The following is a 14,394-nucleotide window of genomic DNA, read 5'->3' as shown; positions in this document are numbered from 1 at the left end:
AGCCCGTGGTGGGCCCACGAGCGCAGGGGTCCCCGGCCGAGCGAAGCGAGGTCGGGGGGCGCCCGATGGCCCCACGAGCGCAGGGGTCCCCGGCCGAGCGAAGCGAGGTCGGGGGGCGCCCGGGGACGAACGAGGGTTCGCTGTGGGGCGGCCGGTTCGCCGGCGGCCCCGCCGACGCCCTCGCCGCGCTCAGCAAGTCCACGCACTTCGACTGGCGGCTGGCGGTCTACGACATCGAGGGCTCCCGCGCCCACGCCCGCGTGCTCCACCGCGCCGGCCTGCTCGACGACGGCGAACTCGCCGGGATGATCGACGCCCTCGACCGTCTCGACGCCGACGTGCGGTCCGGCGCGTACGCACCGGCGCCGAGCGACGAGGACGTCCACGGGTCGCTCGAGCGCGGCCTCATCGAGCGTGCCGGCCCGGCGCTCGGCGGCAAGCTGCGTGCGGGCCGTTCCCGCAACGACCAGGTGGCGACGCTCGGACGCATGTACCTCCGGGACCACGCGCGGATCATCGCCCGCGGCGTCCTCGCGACGATCGGTGCCCTGGTCGACCAGGCCGAGGCCCACCTCGAGGTGCCGATGCCGGGACGCACGCACCTGCAGCACGCCCAACCGGTGCTGCTGAGCCACCACCTGCTGGCCCATGCCTGGGCCCTGCTGCGGGACGTGCAGCGGCTGCAGGACTGGGATCGGCGTGCCGGGGTCTCACCCTACGGTTCGGGCGCCCTCGCCGGGTCCTCGCTGGGCCTGGACCCCGAATCCGTCGCCGCTGACCTCGGATTCTTCTCCGCGACGCACAACTCGATCGACGGGACGGCGTCGCGGGACGTCTACGCGGAGTTCGCCTGGATCGCCGCGATGATCGGGGTGGATCTCTCCCGCGTGAGCGAGGAAATCATCATCTGGGCCACGAAGGAGTTCTCCTTCGTCACGCTCGACGACGCCTTCTCGACCGGCTCGTCGATCATGCCGCAGAAGAAGAACCCCGACGTCGCCGAGCTCGCGCGCGGCAAGGCGGGGCGGCTGATCGGCGACCTGACGGGACTGCTCGCCACACTGAAGGGACTGCCCCTCGCCTACAACCGGGACCTGCAGGAGGACAAGGAGCCGGTGTTCGACGCCGTCGACACCCTCGAGGTCCTGCTGCCCGCGGTCTCGGGCATGATCGCGACCCTCGTGTTCGACACGGAGCGCCTGACCTCCCTCGCCCCTCAGGGCTTCGCCCTCGCGACGGACATCGCCGAGTGGCTCGTCCGTCAGGGCGTGCCGTTCCGTGAGGCGCACGAGCTCTCGGGCGCCGCCGTCAGGATCGCCGAGCAGCGCGGTGTGGAGCTGTGGGACCTGACCGATGAGGAGTTCGCCGGGATCTCCGCGCACCTGACGCCCGCGGTGCGCGAGGTGCTCACGGTCGAAGGATCGCTGGCCAGCCGCGACGCGCAGGGCGGTACGGCTCCGGCCGCCGTCCGACGCCAGCTCACCGCGCTGCGCGCCGAGCTCGACGGCGTCGAGGCGTACGCCGCCGGCTGACGGTCCACTCCTGGCCACCGATGGCGGCGCGGCTCCTCCTGGGGTCGCGCCGCCGTCGCTCATGCCGGTGACGGCCCGTCCTACGCGCCACCAGCAACCCCGATCCTCCCAATTCCCTCACCGAACCTGCTGCCTCCAACTGGACAGACCGATCGATCCGTCACAGAATTTCGAGGACGATCCGTCACATCGGGGTCGGTGCACGACTCGGAGAACCCCCGGAGGAGAGATCACGCCATGAGAATCGCTATCCTCGGAACCGGCTCCGTCGGGCGCACGCTTGCCGCGCGGCTCATCGAATTGGGGCACGATGTCACTCTCGGCACCCGCGATGCCCAGGCCACGCTTGCCCGCAAGGAGGCCGACGCCCTGGGCAACGCACCCTTCGCCGACTGGGCGGCCGCGAACCCCGACGTCACTGTGCGCGGCTTCGCTGATGCTGCCTCGGGGGCGGAGATCGTCATCAACGCGACGAACGGCAGTGCGTCCATGGACGCGCTGGCTCGGGTCGGGATGGAGGGCCTCGACGGCAAGGTCGTCCTCGACCTCGCCAACCCCCTCGACTTCAGCCGCGGCATGCCGCCGACCCTGCTCGTCAAGGACACAGACTCTCTCGGCGAGCAGATTCAGCGCGCCTTCCCCACCGCCCGCGTCGTCAAGTCGCTCAACGCCGTCACGGCAGACCTCATGGCCCATCCGGGGAACCTGCCCGAGGCCGGCACCGTCTTCGTCTCCGGGAACGACGCCGACGCCAAGCACACCGTGACGGCCCTGCTGGAAGAGTTCGGCCACCAGGACATCATCGATCTCGGCGATATCACCACCGCCCGAGGCACCGAGATGCTCCTGCCCGTCTGGCTCCGCCTCTACAGTGCTCTCGGCACACCTGCCTTCAACTTCAAGATCGTCCGCTGAACCCGACGGTTCCTCCGTGCCCGAACCGGGAAACCTCCGTGGCGAGATCATGCTCCCTCCCATCACCATCCACATCGTGCACACGGTTCTGAGCGGGACAACCTCACCCACCGCCGACCTGTTGCACGACAACGCCCGCCCCGAACGTTCGACGATCGGGCTATGGGCGAACCCCACGGGCGGTTCCCTGGCTACGATGCGAGGATGACGGACTTCTTGGAGCAACCGGAGTGGCACAACGCTCCAATGCAACCGGTGCTGATCACCAGGCCCGCCGCGCAGAAGTGGCTCGATGCGTATGTGGCGGCGTGGAAGAGCTACGACGAAGGAGCCATTTCAGATCTATGGTCGGAGGGTGCTGTCTGGCATTACCCCTTCCAGACGCGAGCATCAGGACGCGACCGGATCGTCGCTGAGTGGATGAGCGAGCGTGACGACTTCGTAGGCGAGTCCTTCGACGCCAAGTACCATCCGGTCGCCATTGAGGGCGACCGGGTCGTCGCCCATGGCAGGACCGTCTTCTACCAGCCGGAGAGTGACCGGGTGGTCACGGCATACGACAACATCTGGTTCCTCCGGTTCGACGGCTCGGGGCGGTGTACCGAGTTCCATGAGTGGTATGCCGGTCGCCCTGTGGACGAACCCGATCGAGCAGTCCCCAATGATCGCGCGCACGAGGATCGCTGACGAGTGGCGGTTCACCGCGCAGGCGGTCGCGGGACTCCGGAAACCCTCCGCAGCCCCCGCCTGCAGACCGGGCGTCCAGCCTCACGGATCGGTGATGATGGCACGGATCGCGGAGGCCAACGCCGATTCCTCGACCGGAAGACCCATGAATACCGTGGCGCTGATCATCCCGTCCACCATCCCGACGATCAGGGCGGACTTCTCCTCCGGTCGGGTGACGCCGATGGATCGCAGAGCGTCCGTACCCCAGACGATGAGTCGCTGGCGGCCCTCCGCGAGGGCTGCTGCGGACGACGGCGTGTCAGAGGCGTGGACCAGGAGTGCCTGCCTGGCCCGTGCATGGTCACGGCCGGTGGTCCCGGCTGCCGACGCGAAGCGGGCCAAAGGTGCCGCCACGTCGTCCGCTGTCCCGGGACTCCCACTCCGGAGCCGCCCCAGCTCCCGGTGATCCGCCAGCACCAGGAAGTCGACGACGGCGCTCACGAGAGCCTCCTGTGTCCTGAACAGGTTCGACGTCGAGCCGAGCGGCACGCCCGCTGTGCGGTCCACGGCGCGGTGTGTGAGCGCGCGCGGCCCCCCTGCGGCGAGCAGGGACACGGCAGCGGTGCACAGCACTTCTCGACGTTCCACCCGATGAAACTACACCTGTTGTGCAGGAACTACAAACGTAGTACGTTCGCGGTATGACGACAGCGACAGTTGTGGGCGCGGGCATTGCTGGACTCACGGTCGCTGTCGGGCTGCACCGTGCGGGGTGGTCGGTTCAGGTGCTGGAGCAGGAACCGACGGTGCGCGCCTCCGGCACGGCGGTCCTGCTGCAGCGGACTGCAGTGAACGGACTCGAATCCCTCGGGCTCGGCCCCGGGATCGAGGCTCGGGTGATCCCCCTCACCGGCCTGCAGCTCCGCACGCGCGGAGGTCTGCCGATCTCACCGTCCCGGCCCCTGTCCGGGGCCGTCCTGATCGAGCGGGCGGACCTCGCCGGCCTTCTCCGGGACTCCCTGCCGGAGCCGGCGCTCGTCCTCGGTCACCCTCTGGCGGCAGGCGATCTTGCCAGTGCGTGCGCGGACGCCGCGCTGGTCGTCGGAGCAGATGGCGTCCACAGCACCCTGCGCGGCGCACTCTTCGGCCGTGCGTACCGCGCGACCGCGACCGGCACCACGGTGTGGCGGGGGACAGCCGAGGTGACGACCGTTGGCCTGACCGAGTACTGGGGCGAGCGCCGTCGCTTCGGGATCAGTGGCAGGCCGAGCGGGGGAACGAACTGGTATGCGACGGCGACGGTGCCACCGGCCCGGCGCGTGTCAGGGCAAGAGGAGTCCGAGGAGCTTCGGAGGCTGTTCGGGCATTGGGACGGGGCGGTGGCCGCGACCGTCGCGAGCATCGGTGAGGGGAGTGTCCTGCGACACGACATCCATCACCTGGCACGCCGGTTGCCGCGGTACCAGCTGGGGAATGTGGCCCTGATCGGTGACGCTGCCCATGCCATGACGCCGGACCTCGGGCGCGGCGCGAACGAGGCGATCCTCGACGCCCTGTCCCTGGTCGGCAACCTCGAGGCGCACGACCGCGTGGACCGCGCACTGGCCGCCTACGACAGGTCCCGGCGCCGGGTCACCCAACTGACCGCGGCCGCATCCCTCGCCGTCCACACCCTCATCCATTGCGCGCCGGGGCAGACGATCCCGACGACACCCGGCGATCACGCCCGGCCACGATCCGATGTGTAGTGGGATCCTTCCCGGGCGGACCCGCCGGCTCCGCTACGCCCGCCGCGAAGTGCTTTGACACCGCGCACCGCCCGGCGCATCGTGTGAGCATGCAGCCCACCGCCCCGCGCGCCACGCTCCGGGAATTCTTCCCCTACCTGCGGGGGCACGTGCGCGTCCTCGTGCTGGTCGCCGTCGTCTCCCTCGTCTCGACGGGCCTCTCGATCGCCCAACCCCTCATGGTTCAGCAGCTCGTCAACGCGGTGTCAGCGAACCGCCCCGCCACCGTCTTCGTGTGGTTCCTCGTCGCCATCACCCTGGGTGGAGCCGTCTTCGGGGCGGCCCAGTCCTACCTCCTGCAGCGCACCGCGGAGTCCGTGGTCCTCGGGGTGCGCCGGTCCCTGGTGGGACAACTGCTCGCGCTGCCCATCCGCGAGTTCGACCGCCGCCGCGTCGGCGACCTCATGTCGAGGGTCGGTTCGGACACCACCCTCATGCGCAGCGTCATCACCTCCGGCCTGTTCGAGATCGTCTCCTCCATCCTGATGTTCTGCGCGGCCGTCGTCCTCATGGTCCTCATCGACCCCCTGCTGTTCGGCATCACGCTGTCGGCCGTCCTGCTGGGAGCGGGAGGCGTCGTGTTCCTCGGGCGCCTCATCCGCAAGCGCAGCCGCGACGTCCAGGACGCCGTCGGCTCGATGACCGCCGCCGTCGAGCGGGGGCTCTCCGGCATCCGCACCATCAAGGCGTCGGTCGCCGAGGACCGCGAGGCCGCGGTGATCGACGTCGAGGCGACCACGGCCTACAACGCCGGCATCGCCATGGCCCGCCTCCAGGCCGCCGTCCAGCCCATCATGTCCATCTGCGTCCAGGGCGCATTCATCGTGGTCCTGGCCGTCGGCGGGATCCGGGTGGCCGCCGGTGAACTGCTGCTCGGCGACCTGATCGCCTTCATCCTGTACCTGTTCCTGCTCGTGATGCCCATCGGGTCCGCCATGAGCGCGTTCGTACAGATCCAGTCCGGCCTCGCGGCGCTGGACCGCATCCAGGAGATCGCCCGGCTGGAGCCGGAACGGGCGGACGAGGAGCGCCTCGTCGCACGCGCACCGGAACCGTCGCCCCCTGTCCACGGCAGCACCATCGAACTGCGCGAGGTCAGCTTCCGCTACGGCGACGACGACGCGGATGACCTCGACCCCGCCGTGGGTGCCGCGAACGAGCGACAGGTGGCAGCGAGCGGGCCGGCCTCGCCGGTGTCACCCGTCTCCCCGGTGGTGCCCGGCGCCCCGGAGGGGCGCGGACGGGACGGCGATGCCGGCCGGCCGGTCCTCGACGGCGTCAGCTTCACCGTCCCCGCGGGCAGCAGGACGGCCCTCGTGGGGCCCTCGGGTGCCGGCAAGTCCACGGTGCTGGCCCTGCTGGAGCGGTTCTACGAACCGACAGCAGGCAGCATCGTGGTGGACGGCGTCGCGCTGCCGGCGATCCCGCGCTCGGAGCTGCGCGCGCGCATCGGCCTCGTGGAGCAGGAGGCCCCCGTCCTCAGCGGCACCCTGGCGGACAACCTCCGGCTGGCAGCCCCGCACGCCACGGACGACCAGCTCCGCCGCGTCCTCGCGGCGGTCGGGCTCGACGCGCTGGGGGATCGGTCGGACGACGGCCTGGACCTGAATCTGGGCGAGGACGGGATCCGGCTCTCGGGCGGCCAGCGGCAACGCCTCGCGTGGGCCCGCGTGATCCTCGCCGACCGTCCCGTCCTGCTGATGGACGAGCCGACGTCGGCCGTCGATTCGCGGACCGAGCAGCTGCTCCAGCAGACGCTGGGGGAGGCCGCACGGGATCGCACCGTGGTCGTCGTCGCCCACCGCCTGTCCACGGTGGCGGACTTCGACCAGATCGTGGTGCTGGACCAGGGGCGGGTCGCCGCGGTCGGCACGCACGATGAACTCCTCGAGAGCAGCGACCTCTACCGTGACATGGCGGCCCGGCAGCGCCTGGTGGCCCACGCCTGAAGCGCCCGGCGGGTCAGGTGGCCGGCGCTGAACGGGCCTCCCGGTCGAGGAGCCGCTGCTTGACCGGCAGCCCCCAGCGGAAGCCGCCAAGCGAGCCGTCCGTCCTGATGACTCTGTGGCAGGGGACGAAGAGCGCGGCGGCGTTCTTCGCACACGCTCCCGCAGCGGCGCGGACCGCGGTCGGGTTGCCCGCCCGGGTGGCGTACTCGAGGTAGGTGACCGGTGCGCCGGGGGGGATCGTGCGCAGGACGTCCCAGGCGTGGGTACGGAACGGACCGGATGCCTGTCGCACCCGCACCGCCGTGATGGCGTCGACGTCCCCGTCGTAGTAGCGGGCCACGGTGTCGAGGATGGGTCGCAGGGCCGACGCGGCAGGGTCGAAGCGGGCGGCCAGGAGGCTCGGGTGGATCTGCCCGACCAGGTCTTCCCGGAGGGAGGTCCAGCCGGACGAGAGGACCGCGCCCTCCGCCTCGATCACGGTGAAGGGGCCGTCGGGCGTGTCGACGGTCTCGGTGGTGGCGCCGCGGAGGACGGCGGGTGGGGCGAGGGTTGCGCTCATGGCGGGGGCATCCGTTCGGTGGGTCGGTCCAGGGTACGTGGCGAGGTGGTCAGGCGGCGTCATCGACGGTTCTCCCGGCGGACGGGAGGGCGGTCGGTGCCGGGGCGGTCCGCCACAGGTGCAGGGTCGCGTAGGAGCGCCAGGGCCGGACGTCGGCCATCGCGGCCTCGAGGGCGACAGCAGAACCTCCTGGGGTCGAGCCCTCCGTGACCCGGGCCCAGCCTGCGCGGACGGCGGCGTCGCCCGGGAGGTGGATGTCCGGGTGGCCGAGCACGCGCATCAGGACGTAGTCGGCCGTCCAGGGTCCCACGCCGTCCAGCCGCAGCAGATCCGCGCGCAGCGGGGCGGCATCGGAGCCGATCCCGAGCGCGAGGGTCCCGGAGGCGAGCTTCTCGGCCGCGGCGCGCAGCGCAGCGTCACGCCGACGCGGCCCCCGCAGGAGGGGCCCGGGCAAGGCGGCGAGGTCCTCGGCGGAGGGGAAGAAGCGGTCCAGGCCGGTGCCCGGCACACTGACCGCCGGCCCCGCCGCAGTGAGCCGGGCGAGGGCCGTCGTCGCCGCAGCCACCGTGACCTGCTGGCCTGCGATCGCGCGGATCAGCATCTCGTGGGGATCCAGCGACCCGGGCAGGCGCAGGCCCGGCCGGTCCGCGACCAGCGCCGCGAACCGGGCGTCGCGGGACAGCGCGACATCGACCGCCACGGGGTCGGCGTCGAGGTCGAACAGCCGCCGGATACGGCCGAGCAGGGGCGGGAGGTCCGCCAGCCCCGCCACCGAGACCGTGACGGGCAGCGCTGCCCGCCCGTTCCCGCGCGGTTCGACGGGGTCGGCCCTGAACCACGCGGGCCCGGCCGGCAGGCGGAGCAGGCGTTCGTAGCTCGTCGCAGTACCGATCTCCGGACCGGCGACCGCGCGGGCGGCGAGGAAGCGGAAGATGCCGTTGTCGTACGGCAGCCGCACGGGCAGGTTCAGGGAGAGGCGGAGCGGCCCACCGGGTTCCGGCGCCGGCGTGCGGCTCGTCCCGGGCCGGTGGGGTGAGGCCTCGCGCAGCCGGCCCGGGGTGAGGTCGAAAACCTGCTGGACGGTGTCGTTGAACTGCCGGATGCTCCCGAAGCCCGCGGCGAACGCCACGTCCGCGAAGCGGAGCGTCGTGGCGGTGAGGAGGGTGCGGGCCGTCTGGGCGCGGTGTGCGCGGGCCAGCGCGAGCGCTCCGGCGCCGAGCTCGTCCGTGAGGATGCGGTTGAGTTGCCGGGGGGAGTAGCCGAGCCGCGCCGCCAGGCCGGGCACGCCCGCGCGGTCCACCTCGCCGTCGGCGATGAGCCGCATGGCGCGGGCCGCCGCGTCGCTGCGGAGATTCCACTCGGGATCCCCCGGAACGGCCTCGGGCAGGCACCGCTTGCAGGCGCGATACCCGGCTTCGTGAGCGGCCGCGGAGGTGCGGAAGAAGGTGACGTTGGCGGGTTTCGGCGTCCGGGCGGGGCAGGAGGGCCGGCAGTAGATGCCCGTGCTCGAGACAGCGGTGACGAACTGCCCGTCGAAGCGGGCGTCCCGGGCGTCGATCGCCCTGTACTGCTGCCAGAAGTCCATGCCGTCATCCTGCCACCCGGCCGGGCTCCGTACTAGCGGGATTCGGACACGGCGGACGGCGGGGCGGGTGACGCCTTTGCTACGGTCGAAGCGTGATCGATGAGAGCAGGACGCACCCGGACACCCGCGCACGACTGGGGGGCAGTGCCCTCGAGGTCGCGCCGTCGCTCCTCGGCGCGCACCTGACACACAGCACCGACGACGGCGAGGTCACCGTCCGCATCACGGAGGTCGAGGCCTACCTCGGCCCGGACGATCCGGGCTCCCATGCGTTCCGGGGCAGGACCGCGCGGAACGCGACGATGTTCGGACCCGCCGGGCACCTCTACGTCTACTTCACCTACGGCATGCACTACTGCGCCAACATCGTGTGCGGGAACGAGGGGTGGGCCACGGGACTGCTCCTCCGGGCGGGGGAGATCGTCGACGGCACGGGCCTCGCCCGCGATCGGCGCTCTCATCCGCCGACGGACCTCGACCTCGCCCGGGGACCCGCACGCCTTGCACAGGCGCTCGGCCTCGACCGCCGGAACGACGGCGCGGACGTGCTCGCGCACCCCTTCCTGCTGGTCCTGCCGGAGGTGCCCGCGACGGCGGTCCTCAGCGGCCCGCGCGTGGGGGTCAGCGGCGTTGCCGGGACGGAGGAGTATCCGTGGCGCTTCTGGCTGCCGGAGGAGCCCACGGTCTCCCGGTACCGTCCGGGAAAGCCCCGCGCAGCCCGTAAGGTTGATCCGTGAATATCAGCGATACGGACCTCCCCCCGGTGCAGGCCGCAGGCGCGTCCCGACTGGCAGCGCAGGCGCGGGAGGCCGTGGACCGCCTCTGCGCGGTGGTCCCCGACTTCCCGTCGCCCGGCATCATGTTCAGGGACCTGACGCCGGTCTTCTCCGACGCGCAGGGCTTCCGCGCGGTCGTCGACGCGCTCGTCGAGGCCTTCGCGGGCCAGTTCGACGCCGTCGCCGGGGTGGAGGCCCGCGGTTTCCTCCTCGCCGCCGCCGTCGGCTACGCGACCGGCACCGGCGTCGTCACCATCCGTAAGGCGGGCAAGCTGCCCCGCGCCGTGTACCGGGAGTCCTACGACCTCGAATACGGTCAGGCGTCCCTCGAGATCCACCAGTCGGACCTGCCCGCCGGGACGCGCGTGCTCCTGCTCGACGACGTCCTCGCCACGGGGGGAACACTCGTCGCCGCGGGAGCGTTGCTCGAACAGGCCGGCGCCATCGTCGTCGGGTGCGGTGTGGTCCTGGAGCTCGCGGACCTCCCCGGACGCGACGCCCTGGCGGGCCGGCGGGTGCACGCGCTCGAAACCGTGTAGCGTCCACCACGCTAGAATTGACGGTCTGCCTTTGATGGAAGGAAATGTCCGATGCACGAGACGTCCCAGGCCAAGGCCGAGCTGGAGCACGAGCGCGGCTACGTCGACGGCCTGTACCAGCGTCTCGATGAACTCCGTGCGGAAAAGGCCCTCCAGCTCGCCGAGGTCCGGCGCACGCAGGCGGCCGGATCCCACCAGAACAGGTCGGAGCGGGACGCCTTCGCGACGATGTACGAGGACCGCCTCGCGCAGCTCAACGCCGTCGACGACCGCCTCGTCTTCGGCCGCCTCGACCTCGACGACGGCGACAAGCGCTACATCGGCCGCATCGGCCTCTCCGACGAGGACCTCCGGCAGCTCATGGTCGACTGGCGGGCCCCCGAGGCCGGCACGTTCTACCAGGCGACGGCCTTCGAGCGCATGGGCGTACGCCGCCGCCGCCACCTGATCCTCTCGCGGCGCGACGTCGTCGCGATCGAGGACGACGTCCTCGACGCGGACCTCCTCGGCGACGACGACTCGCTGCAGGGCGAGGGTGCCCTGCTCGCCGCGCTGAACACGCGGCGCACCGGCCAGATGTCCGACATCGTGGGCACCATCCAGGCGGAGCAGGACCGCATCATCCGGGCGCCGCTGCCGGGGGTGACCGTGGTCCAGGGCGGTCCGGGCACGGGCAAGACGGCCGTCGCTCTCCACCGCGCCGCGTACCTCCTGTACACGCACCGTGACCGGCTGAAGTCCGCCGGCGTGCTGCTGGTCGGACCCACCGACGCCTTCATGAAGTACATCGAGCGCGTCCTGCCGTCCCTGGGCGAGACCGGGGTCGTCATGGCGGGTATCGGCACCCTGATGCCCGGCGTCAGGACCGTCCAGGAAGCGGACGAGACCGCGGCAGCCCTCAAGGGCCGGCTGGAGATGGCCGAGGTCATCCGCAACGCCGTCGCGAACCGCGAGCGTGTCCCGTCCGAGAACAAGCGTCTCAACGTCGAAGGCACCCTGCTCACCCTCACCCCGCGGCAGGTGGCCCGCGCCCGTGAGCGTGCCCGGGCGACCGGGAAACCCCACAACGAAGCGCGCGTCACCTTCGTCAAGATCCTCCTCCGCGAGCTCACCGAGCAGCTGCTGGACAAACTCGAGGAATCCTCCGGCGGCGGCAACAACGCCGACCGCTCCTATCTCGCCGAGGACGTCCGCAGCTCCCGCGACGTGCGCATCGCCCTCAATCTCGCCTGGATGCCCCTGACCCCGCAGAAGCTGGTGTCCGAACTGTTCGCACGCCCGGAGCTGCTGCGTGCGGCGGCCCCCCACCTGGACGAGGACGAACTGGCGGTCCTCGCCCGGCCCGCGGACGCCCCCTGGACCGAAGCGGATGTGCCCCTGCTCGACGAGGCGGCGGAGCTGCTCGGGGACCTCGACCCGTCGGCCGGACGCGACACCGCCGCCCGCGAGCAGGAGCAGAAACGCGATCTCGCCAACGCCGAGCGGGCCCTCGAGAACGTCAACGCCTCCCTCGAGGACGCCGGGGTGGACGGGGTGCTGACCGCCGAGGATCTCGCGCAGCACAACGCCGTGACCGCCACCCGGCTCTCGGCCGCCGAGCGTGCCTCAGGGGACCGCACCTGGGCCTACGGGCACATCGTGGTCGACGAGGCCCAGGAACTCTCCCCGATGCAGTGGCGCCTGCTGATGCGGCGCTGCCCGCTGAAGTCCTTCACCATCGTGGGGGACATCGCGCAGACCAGCTCGGCCGCGGGATCGCGGTCCTGGCAGCAGGCCCTCGAACCCTTCGTGCGTGACCGCTGGCAGCTCGAGGAGCTCACCGTCAACTACCGCACGCCCGCGCAGATCGCCGAGGCGGCGGTGCGCATGGCGAACGCGGCGGGGCTCGTCGTGTCCGCGCCGAAGGCGGTGCGCGAGGGACGCTTCCCGCCGCTCCTGGACACGGTGGACGACGCCGTGGCGGCCCTGGCACAGGCCATGCCCGAGGAACTGGCGGCCATCGATGGCGGCCTGCTCGCCGTCATCGCGCCGGACCACCTGCTGCCTGCCGTCCGCGACGCCCTGGCGCCCGCGTACGGGGAGCGCGTCGGTTCCGGTGCGGGCGGGCCGGGCCAGGACATCGTGGTGATCAGTCCGCGCGGGTCGAAGGGGCTGGAATTCGACGGCGTCGTGATCCTCGAACCGCAGGAGATGTTCGATTCCGCGACGGCCAGGGTCGGCGACCTCTACGTGGCGATGACCCGCCCCACGCAGCGCCTCCGCGTCATCTCGAGCGGCCGGATTCCTGCTGGTATTGCCGACTGATAATTTGGACTCGTGTCCCAGCAAACAGATATCCCGGTCAGTGGCCTCGCAGGCCAGCGCAACGATCCCTCCTTCGACGGCATCCACGACGAGCTCGTGTGGCGCGGTCTGATCCATGTCTCCACCGATGAGGGCGAGCTGAAGGAACTGCTGGCGGGTCCGTCCATCACCTTCTACTGCGGGTTCGACCCCACGGCCCCGAGCCTCCACCTCGGCAACCTGGTGCAGCTGCTGACGATGCGCCGCCTCCAGCTCGCCGGCCACCGTCCCCTCGGCCTGGTCGGCGGCTCCACCGGCCTCGTCGGCGACCCGCGGCCGACGGCGGAGCGCACCATGAACACGAAGGAGACTGTCGCCGAGTGGGTCGGTTCCCTCGAGGCCCAGGTGCGCCGCTTCCTCGACTTCGAGGGGGGCAACAAGGCGCGGATCGTGAACAACCTCGACTGGACCGGCCCGATGAGCGTCATCGATTTCCTGCGCGATGTGGGCAAGTACTTCCGTGTCGGCACCATGATCAGGAAGGAGACGGTCGCCAAGCGGCTCAATTCCGACGAGGGCATCAGCTACACCGAGTTCAGCTACCAGATCCTGCAGGGCATGGATTTCCTGCAGCTGTTTCGCGACTACGACTGCGTGCTGCAGACCGGCGGGTCCGACCAGTGGGGCAACCTCACCAGCGGCACCGACCTCGTCCGCAAGGTCGAGGGCAGGAGCGTGCACGCCATCGGCACGCCCCTGATCACCAACTCGGACGGCACCAAGTTCGGCAAGAGCGAGGGCAACGCCATCTGGCTCGACGCCGCCATGACCAGCCCCTACGCGATGTTCCAGTTCTGGCTGAACACCTCCGACGCCGACGTCGCCGAGCGCCTGCGGATCTTCACCTTCCGCAGCCGTGAGGAGATCGAAGCGCTCGAGCAGGCGATGGCGGAGAGGCCGCACGAGCGGGCGGCGCAGCGAGCCCTCGCCTATGACGTCACCGCCCTGGTGCACGGCGTCGACGCGACCGAGAAGGTCATCGCCGCATCGGCGGCCCTCTTCGGGCAGGGCGACCTCGGGTCCCTCGACCTCGCGACCCTCGAGGCGGCGACGGCCGAACTCGACTCCGTCGCGGTCTCCCGGGACGGACTGGGCATCGTCGACCTGCTGGTCGCCTCCGGCCTGTCCGCGAGCAATTCCGCGGCCCGTCGCACCATCGGGGAGGGGGGCGCCTACGTGAACAACGCGAAGATCACCGACGCCGACCACGTTATCGGCGAGGACGACCTGCTGCACGGCCGCTACCTCCTCGTGCGCCGCGGCAAGCGCAACCTGGCCATGATCGACGTGGCCTGACCGGCCCCGCGACGACCCGGAGAGCCGGCACACCCCGCGGGGTGTGCCGGCTCCTTCCATGACCGGGCGCACCTCGTGCAGGTGGACGCCAGGTGGATTTGGTGCGGGGGCCGAGCAGCCGTATAGTTATGGAGTTGCCCCGGTGTGGGTGGCCATCCCCTTCAAATTCTGTAGTCGGTTCGTGCGCTGTGAGGCGTGGTCGAATTCGGCTTCTTTTTGTGGTGGGTTTGTTCTTTTGTCGTATTTCTTTTTGCTGGTGGTTTAGGTCACGGCGGGGGATTTGACAGGGGAAAAGAAAGTGAAATAAGCTGTGAACATAACGGCGAGGGAAAGCGGAGCTGAGTGGGCGTGTGAGCGTCGGGTTCCGTGAGTAATCGGTTGTTCCTGTTGTTTGAGAACTCAATAGTGTGCCAAGTTTGTTGATACCGATTGTTTTTTGATTGG

At 70.7% G+C, this 14,394-nt stretch carries 12 protein-coding genes; 9 read left to right on the top strand and 3 right to left on the bottom strand.

Annotated elements, in window-relative coordinates:
• The first annotated feature begins 65 nt into the window (after positions 1–65).
• The 3 genes from argH (at position 66) to AC4D2F_RS10670 (ending at position 3,134) form a co-directional block, all read left to right on the top strand.
• Positions 66–1,532, top strand: coding sequence for an argininosuccinate lyase (argH, locus tag AC4D2F_RS10680; protein ID WP_490910569.1), 1,467 nt, complete (start codon positions 66–68; stop codon positions 1,530–1,532).
• A gap of 237 nt (positions 1,533–1,769) precedes the next feature.
• Positions 1,770–2,447, top strand: a complete 678-nt coding sequence (locus AC4D2F_RS10675; RefSeq protein ID WP_490910568.1) for an NADPH-dependent F420 reductase — start codon at positions 1,770–1,772, stop codon at positions 2,445–2,447.
• Positions 2,448–2,651: 204 nt separating this feature from the next.
• Complete coding sequence (locus AC4D2F_RS10670; protein ID WP_490910567.1) at positions 2,652–3,134, top strand: nuclear transport factor 2 family protein; 483 nt, start codon at positions 2,652–2,654, stop codon at positions 3,132–3,134.
• Between the two features lie 81 nt (positions 3,135–3,215).
• On the opposite strand, the gene AC4D2F_RS10665 is transcribed toward AC4D2F_RS10670, so the two are convergent.
• A complete protein-coding gene (locus AC4D2F_RS10665) occupies positions 3,216–3,764 on the bottom strand; it encodes a TetR/AcrR family transcriptional regulator (protein ID WP_490910566.1) in 549 nt (182 codons plus the stop codon).
• 53 nt (positions 3,765–3,817) lie between these two features.
• Between AC4D2F_RS10665 and AC4D2F_RS10660 the strand changes: the two genes are divergently transcribed.
• A complete protein-coding gene (locus tag AC4D2F_RS10660; RefSeq protein ID WP_490910565.1) occupies positions 3,818–4,864 on the top strand; it encodes an FAD-dependent monooxygenase in 1,047 nt (348 codons plus the stop codon).
• An 89-nt stretch (positions 4,865–4,953) separates the two neighbouring features.
• The gene (locus tag AC4D2F_RS10655; RefSeq protein ID WP_490910564.1) at positions 4,954–6,852 is read left to right on the top strand and encodes an ABC transporter ATP-binding protein; all 1,899 of its coding nucleotides are present in this window, start codon (positions 4,954–4,956) and stop codon (positions 6,850–6,852) included.
• A gap of 13 nt (positions 6,853–6,865) precedes the next feature.
• Here AC4D2F_RS10655 and AC4D2F_RS10650 read toward each other — a convergent pair whose 3' ends face one another.
• Positions 6,866–7,411, bottom strand: a complete 546-nt coding sequence (locus tag AC4D2F_RS10650) for a methylated-DNA--[protein]-cysteine S-methyltransferase (protein ID WP_490910563.1) — start codon at positions 7,409–7,411, stop codon at positions 6,866–6,868.
• 49 nt (positions 7,412–7,460) lie between these two features.
• The gene (locus AC4D2F_RS10645) at positions 7,461–8,996 is read right to left on the bottom strand and encodes a DNA-3-methyladenine glycosylase 2 family protein (RefSeq protein WP_490910562.1); all 1,536 of its coding nucleotides are present in this window, start codon (positions 8,994–8,996) and stop codon (positions 7,461–7,463) included.
• Between the two features lie 95 nt (positions 8,997–9,091).
• Here AC4D2F_RS10645 and AC4D2F_RS10640 point away from each other — a divergent pair, with 95 nt between their 5' ends.
• Genes AC4D2F_RS10640 through tyrS form a run of 4 tightly spaced genes read left to right on the top strand, consistent with a single transcriptional unit; the run spans position 9,092 to position 13,950 of the window.
• The gene (locus tag AC4D2F_RS10640) at positions 9,092–9,733 is read left to right on the top strand and encodes a DNA-3-methyladenine glycosylase (protein WP_490911088.1); all 642 of its coding nucleotides are present in this window, start codon (positions 9,092–9,094) and stop codon (positions 9,731–9,733) included.
• Positions 9,734–9,783: 50 nt separating this feature from the next.
• The gene (locus AC4D2F_RS10635; protein ID WP_490911087.1) at positions 9,784–10,311 is read left to right on the top strand and encodes an adenine phosphoribosyltransferase; all 528 of its coding nucleotides are present in this window, start codon (positions 9,784–9,786) and stop codon (positions 10,309–10,311) included.
• A 51-nt stretch (positions 10,312–10,362) separates the two neighbouring features.
• Entirely contained in the window at positions 10,363–12,615 is a 2,253-nt protein-coding gene (locus tag AC4D2F_RS10630; protein WP_490910561.1) for a HelD family protein, read from the top strand.
• Positions 12,616–12,627: 12 nt separating this feature from the next.
• On the top strand, positions 12,628–13,950 hold the full coding sequence (gene tyrS / locus AC4D2F_RS10625; RefSeq protein ID WP_490910560.1) for a tyrosine--tRNA ligase: 1,323 nt from the start codon (positions 12,628–12,630) through the stop codon (positions 13,948–13,950).
• Positions 13,951–14,394: the final 444 nt, after the last annotated feature.

This window comes from Arthrobacter sp. TJ-263 (genome assembly GCF_058269155.1).
The sequence above is the reverse complement of the archived record's forward strand: the minus strand, read 5'-3'. Positions and strand labels throughout refer to the sequence as shown.

Coding starts and splice junctions, on each gene's coding strand:
- argH (WP_490910569.1), top strand. CDS start 66: ATGGCCCCACGAGCGCAGGGGTCCCCGGCCGAGCGAAGCGAGGTCGGG.
- AC4D2F_RS10660 (WP_490910565.1), top strand. CDS start 3,818: ATGACGACAGCGACAGTTGTGGGCGCGGGCATTGCTGGACTCACGGTC.
- AC4D2F_RS10650 (WP_490910563.1), bottom strand. CDS start 7,411: ATGAGCGCAACCCTCGCCCCACCCGCCGTCCTCCGCGGCGCCACCACC.
- AC4D2F_RS10655 (WP_490910564.1), top strand. CDS start 4,954: ATGCAGCCCACCGCCCCGCGCGCCACGCTCCGGGAATTCTTCCCCTAC.
- AC4D2F_RS10645 (WP_490910562.1), bottom strand. CDS start 8,996: ATGGACTTCTGGCAGCAGTACAGGGCGATCGACGCCCGGGACGCCCGC.
- AC4D2F_RS10630 (WP_490910561.1), top strand. CDS start 10,363: ATGCACGAGACGTCCCAGGCCAAGGCCGAGCTGGAGCACGAGCGCGGC.
- AC4D2F_RS10675 (WP_490910568.1), top strand. CDS start 1,770: ATGAGAATCGCTATCCTCGGAACCGGCTCCGTCGGGCGCACGCTTGCC.
- AC4D2F_RS10670 (WP_490910567.1), top strand. CDS start 2,652: ATGACGGACTTCTTGGAGCAACCGGAGTGGCACAACGCTCCAATGCAA.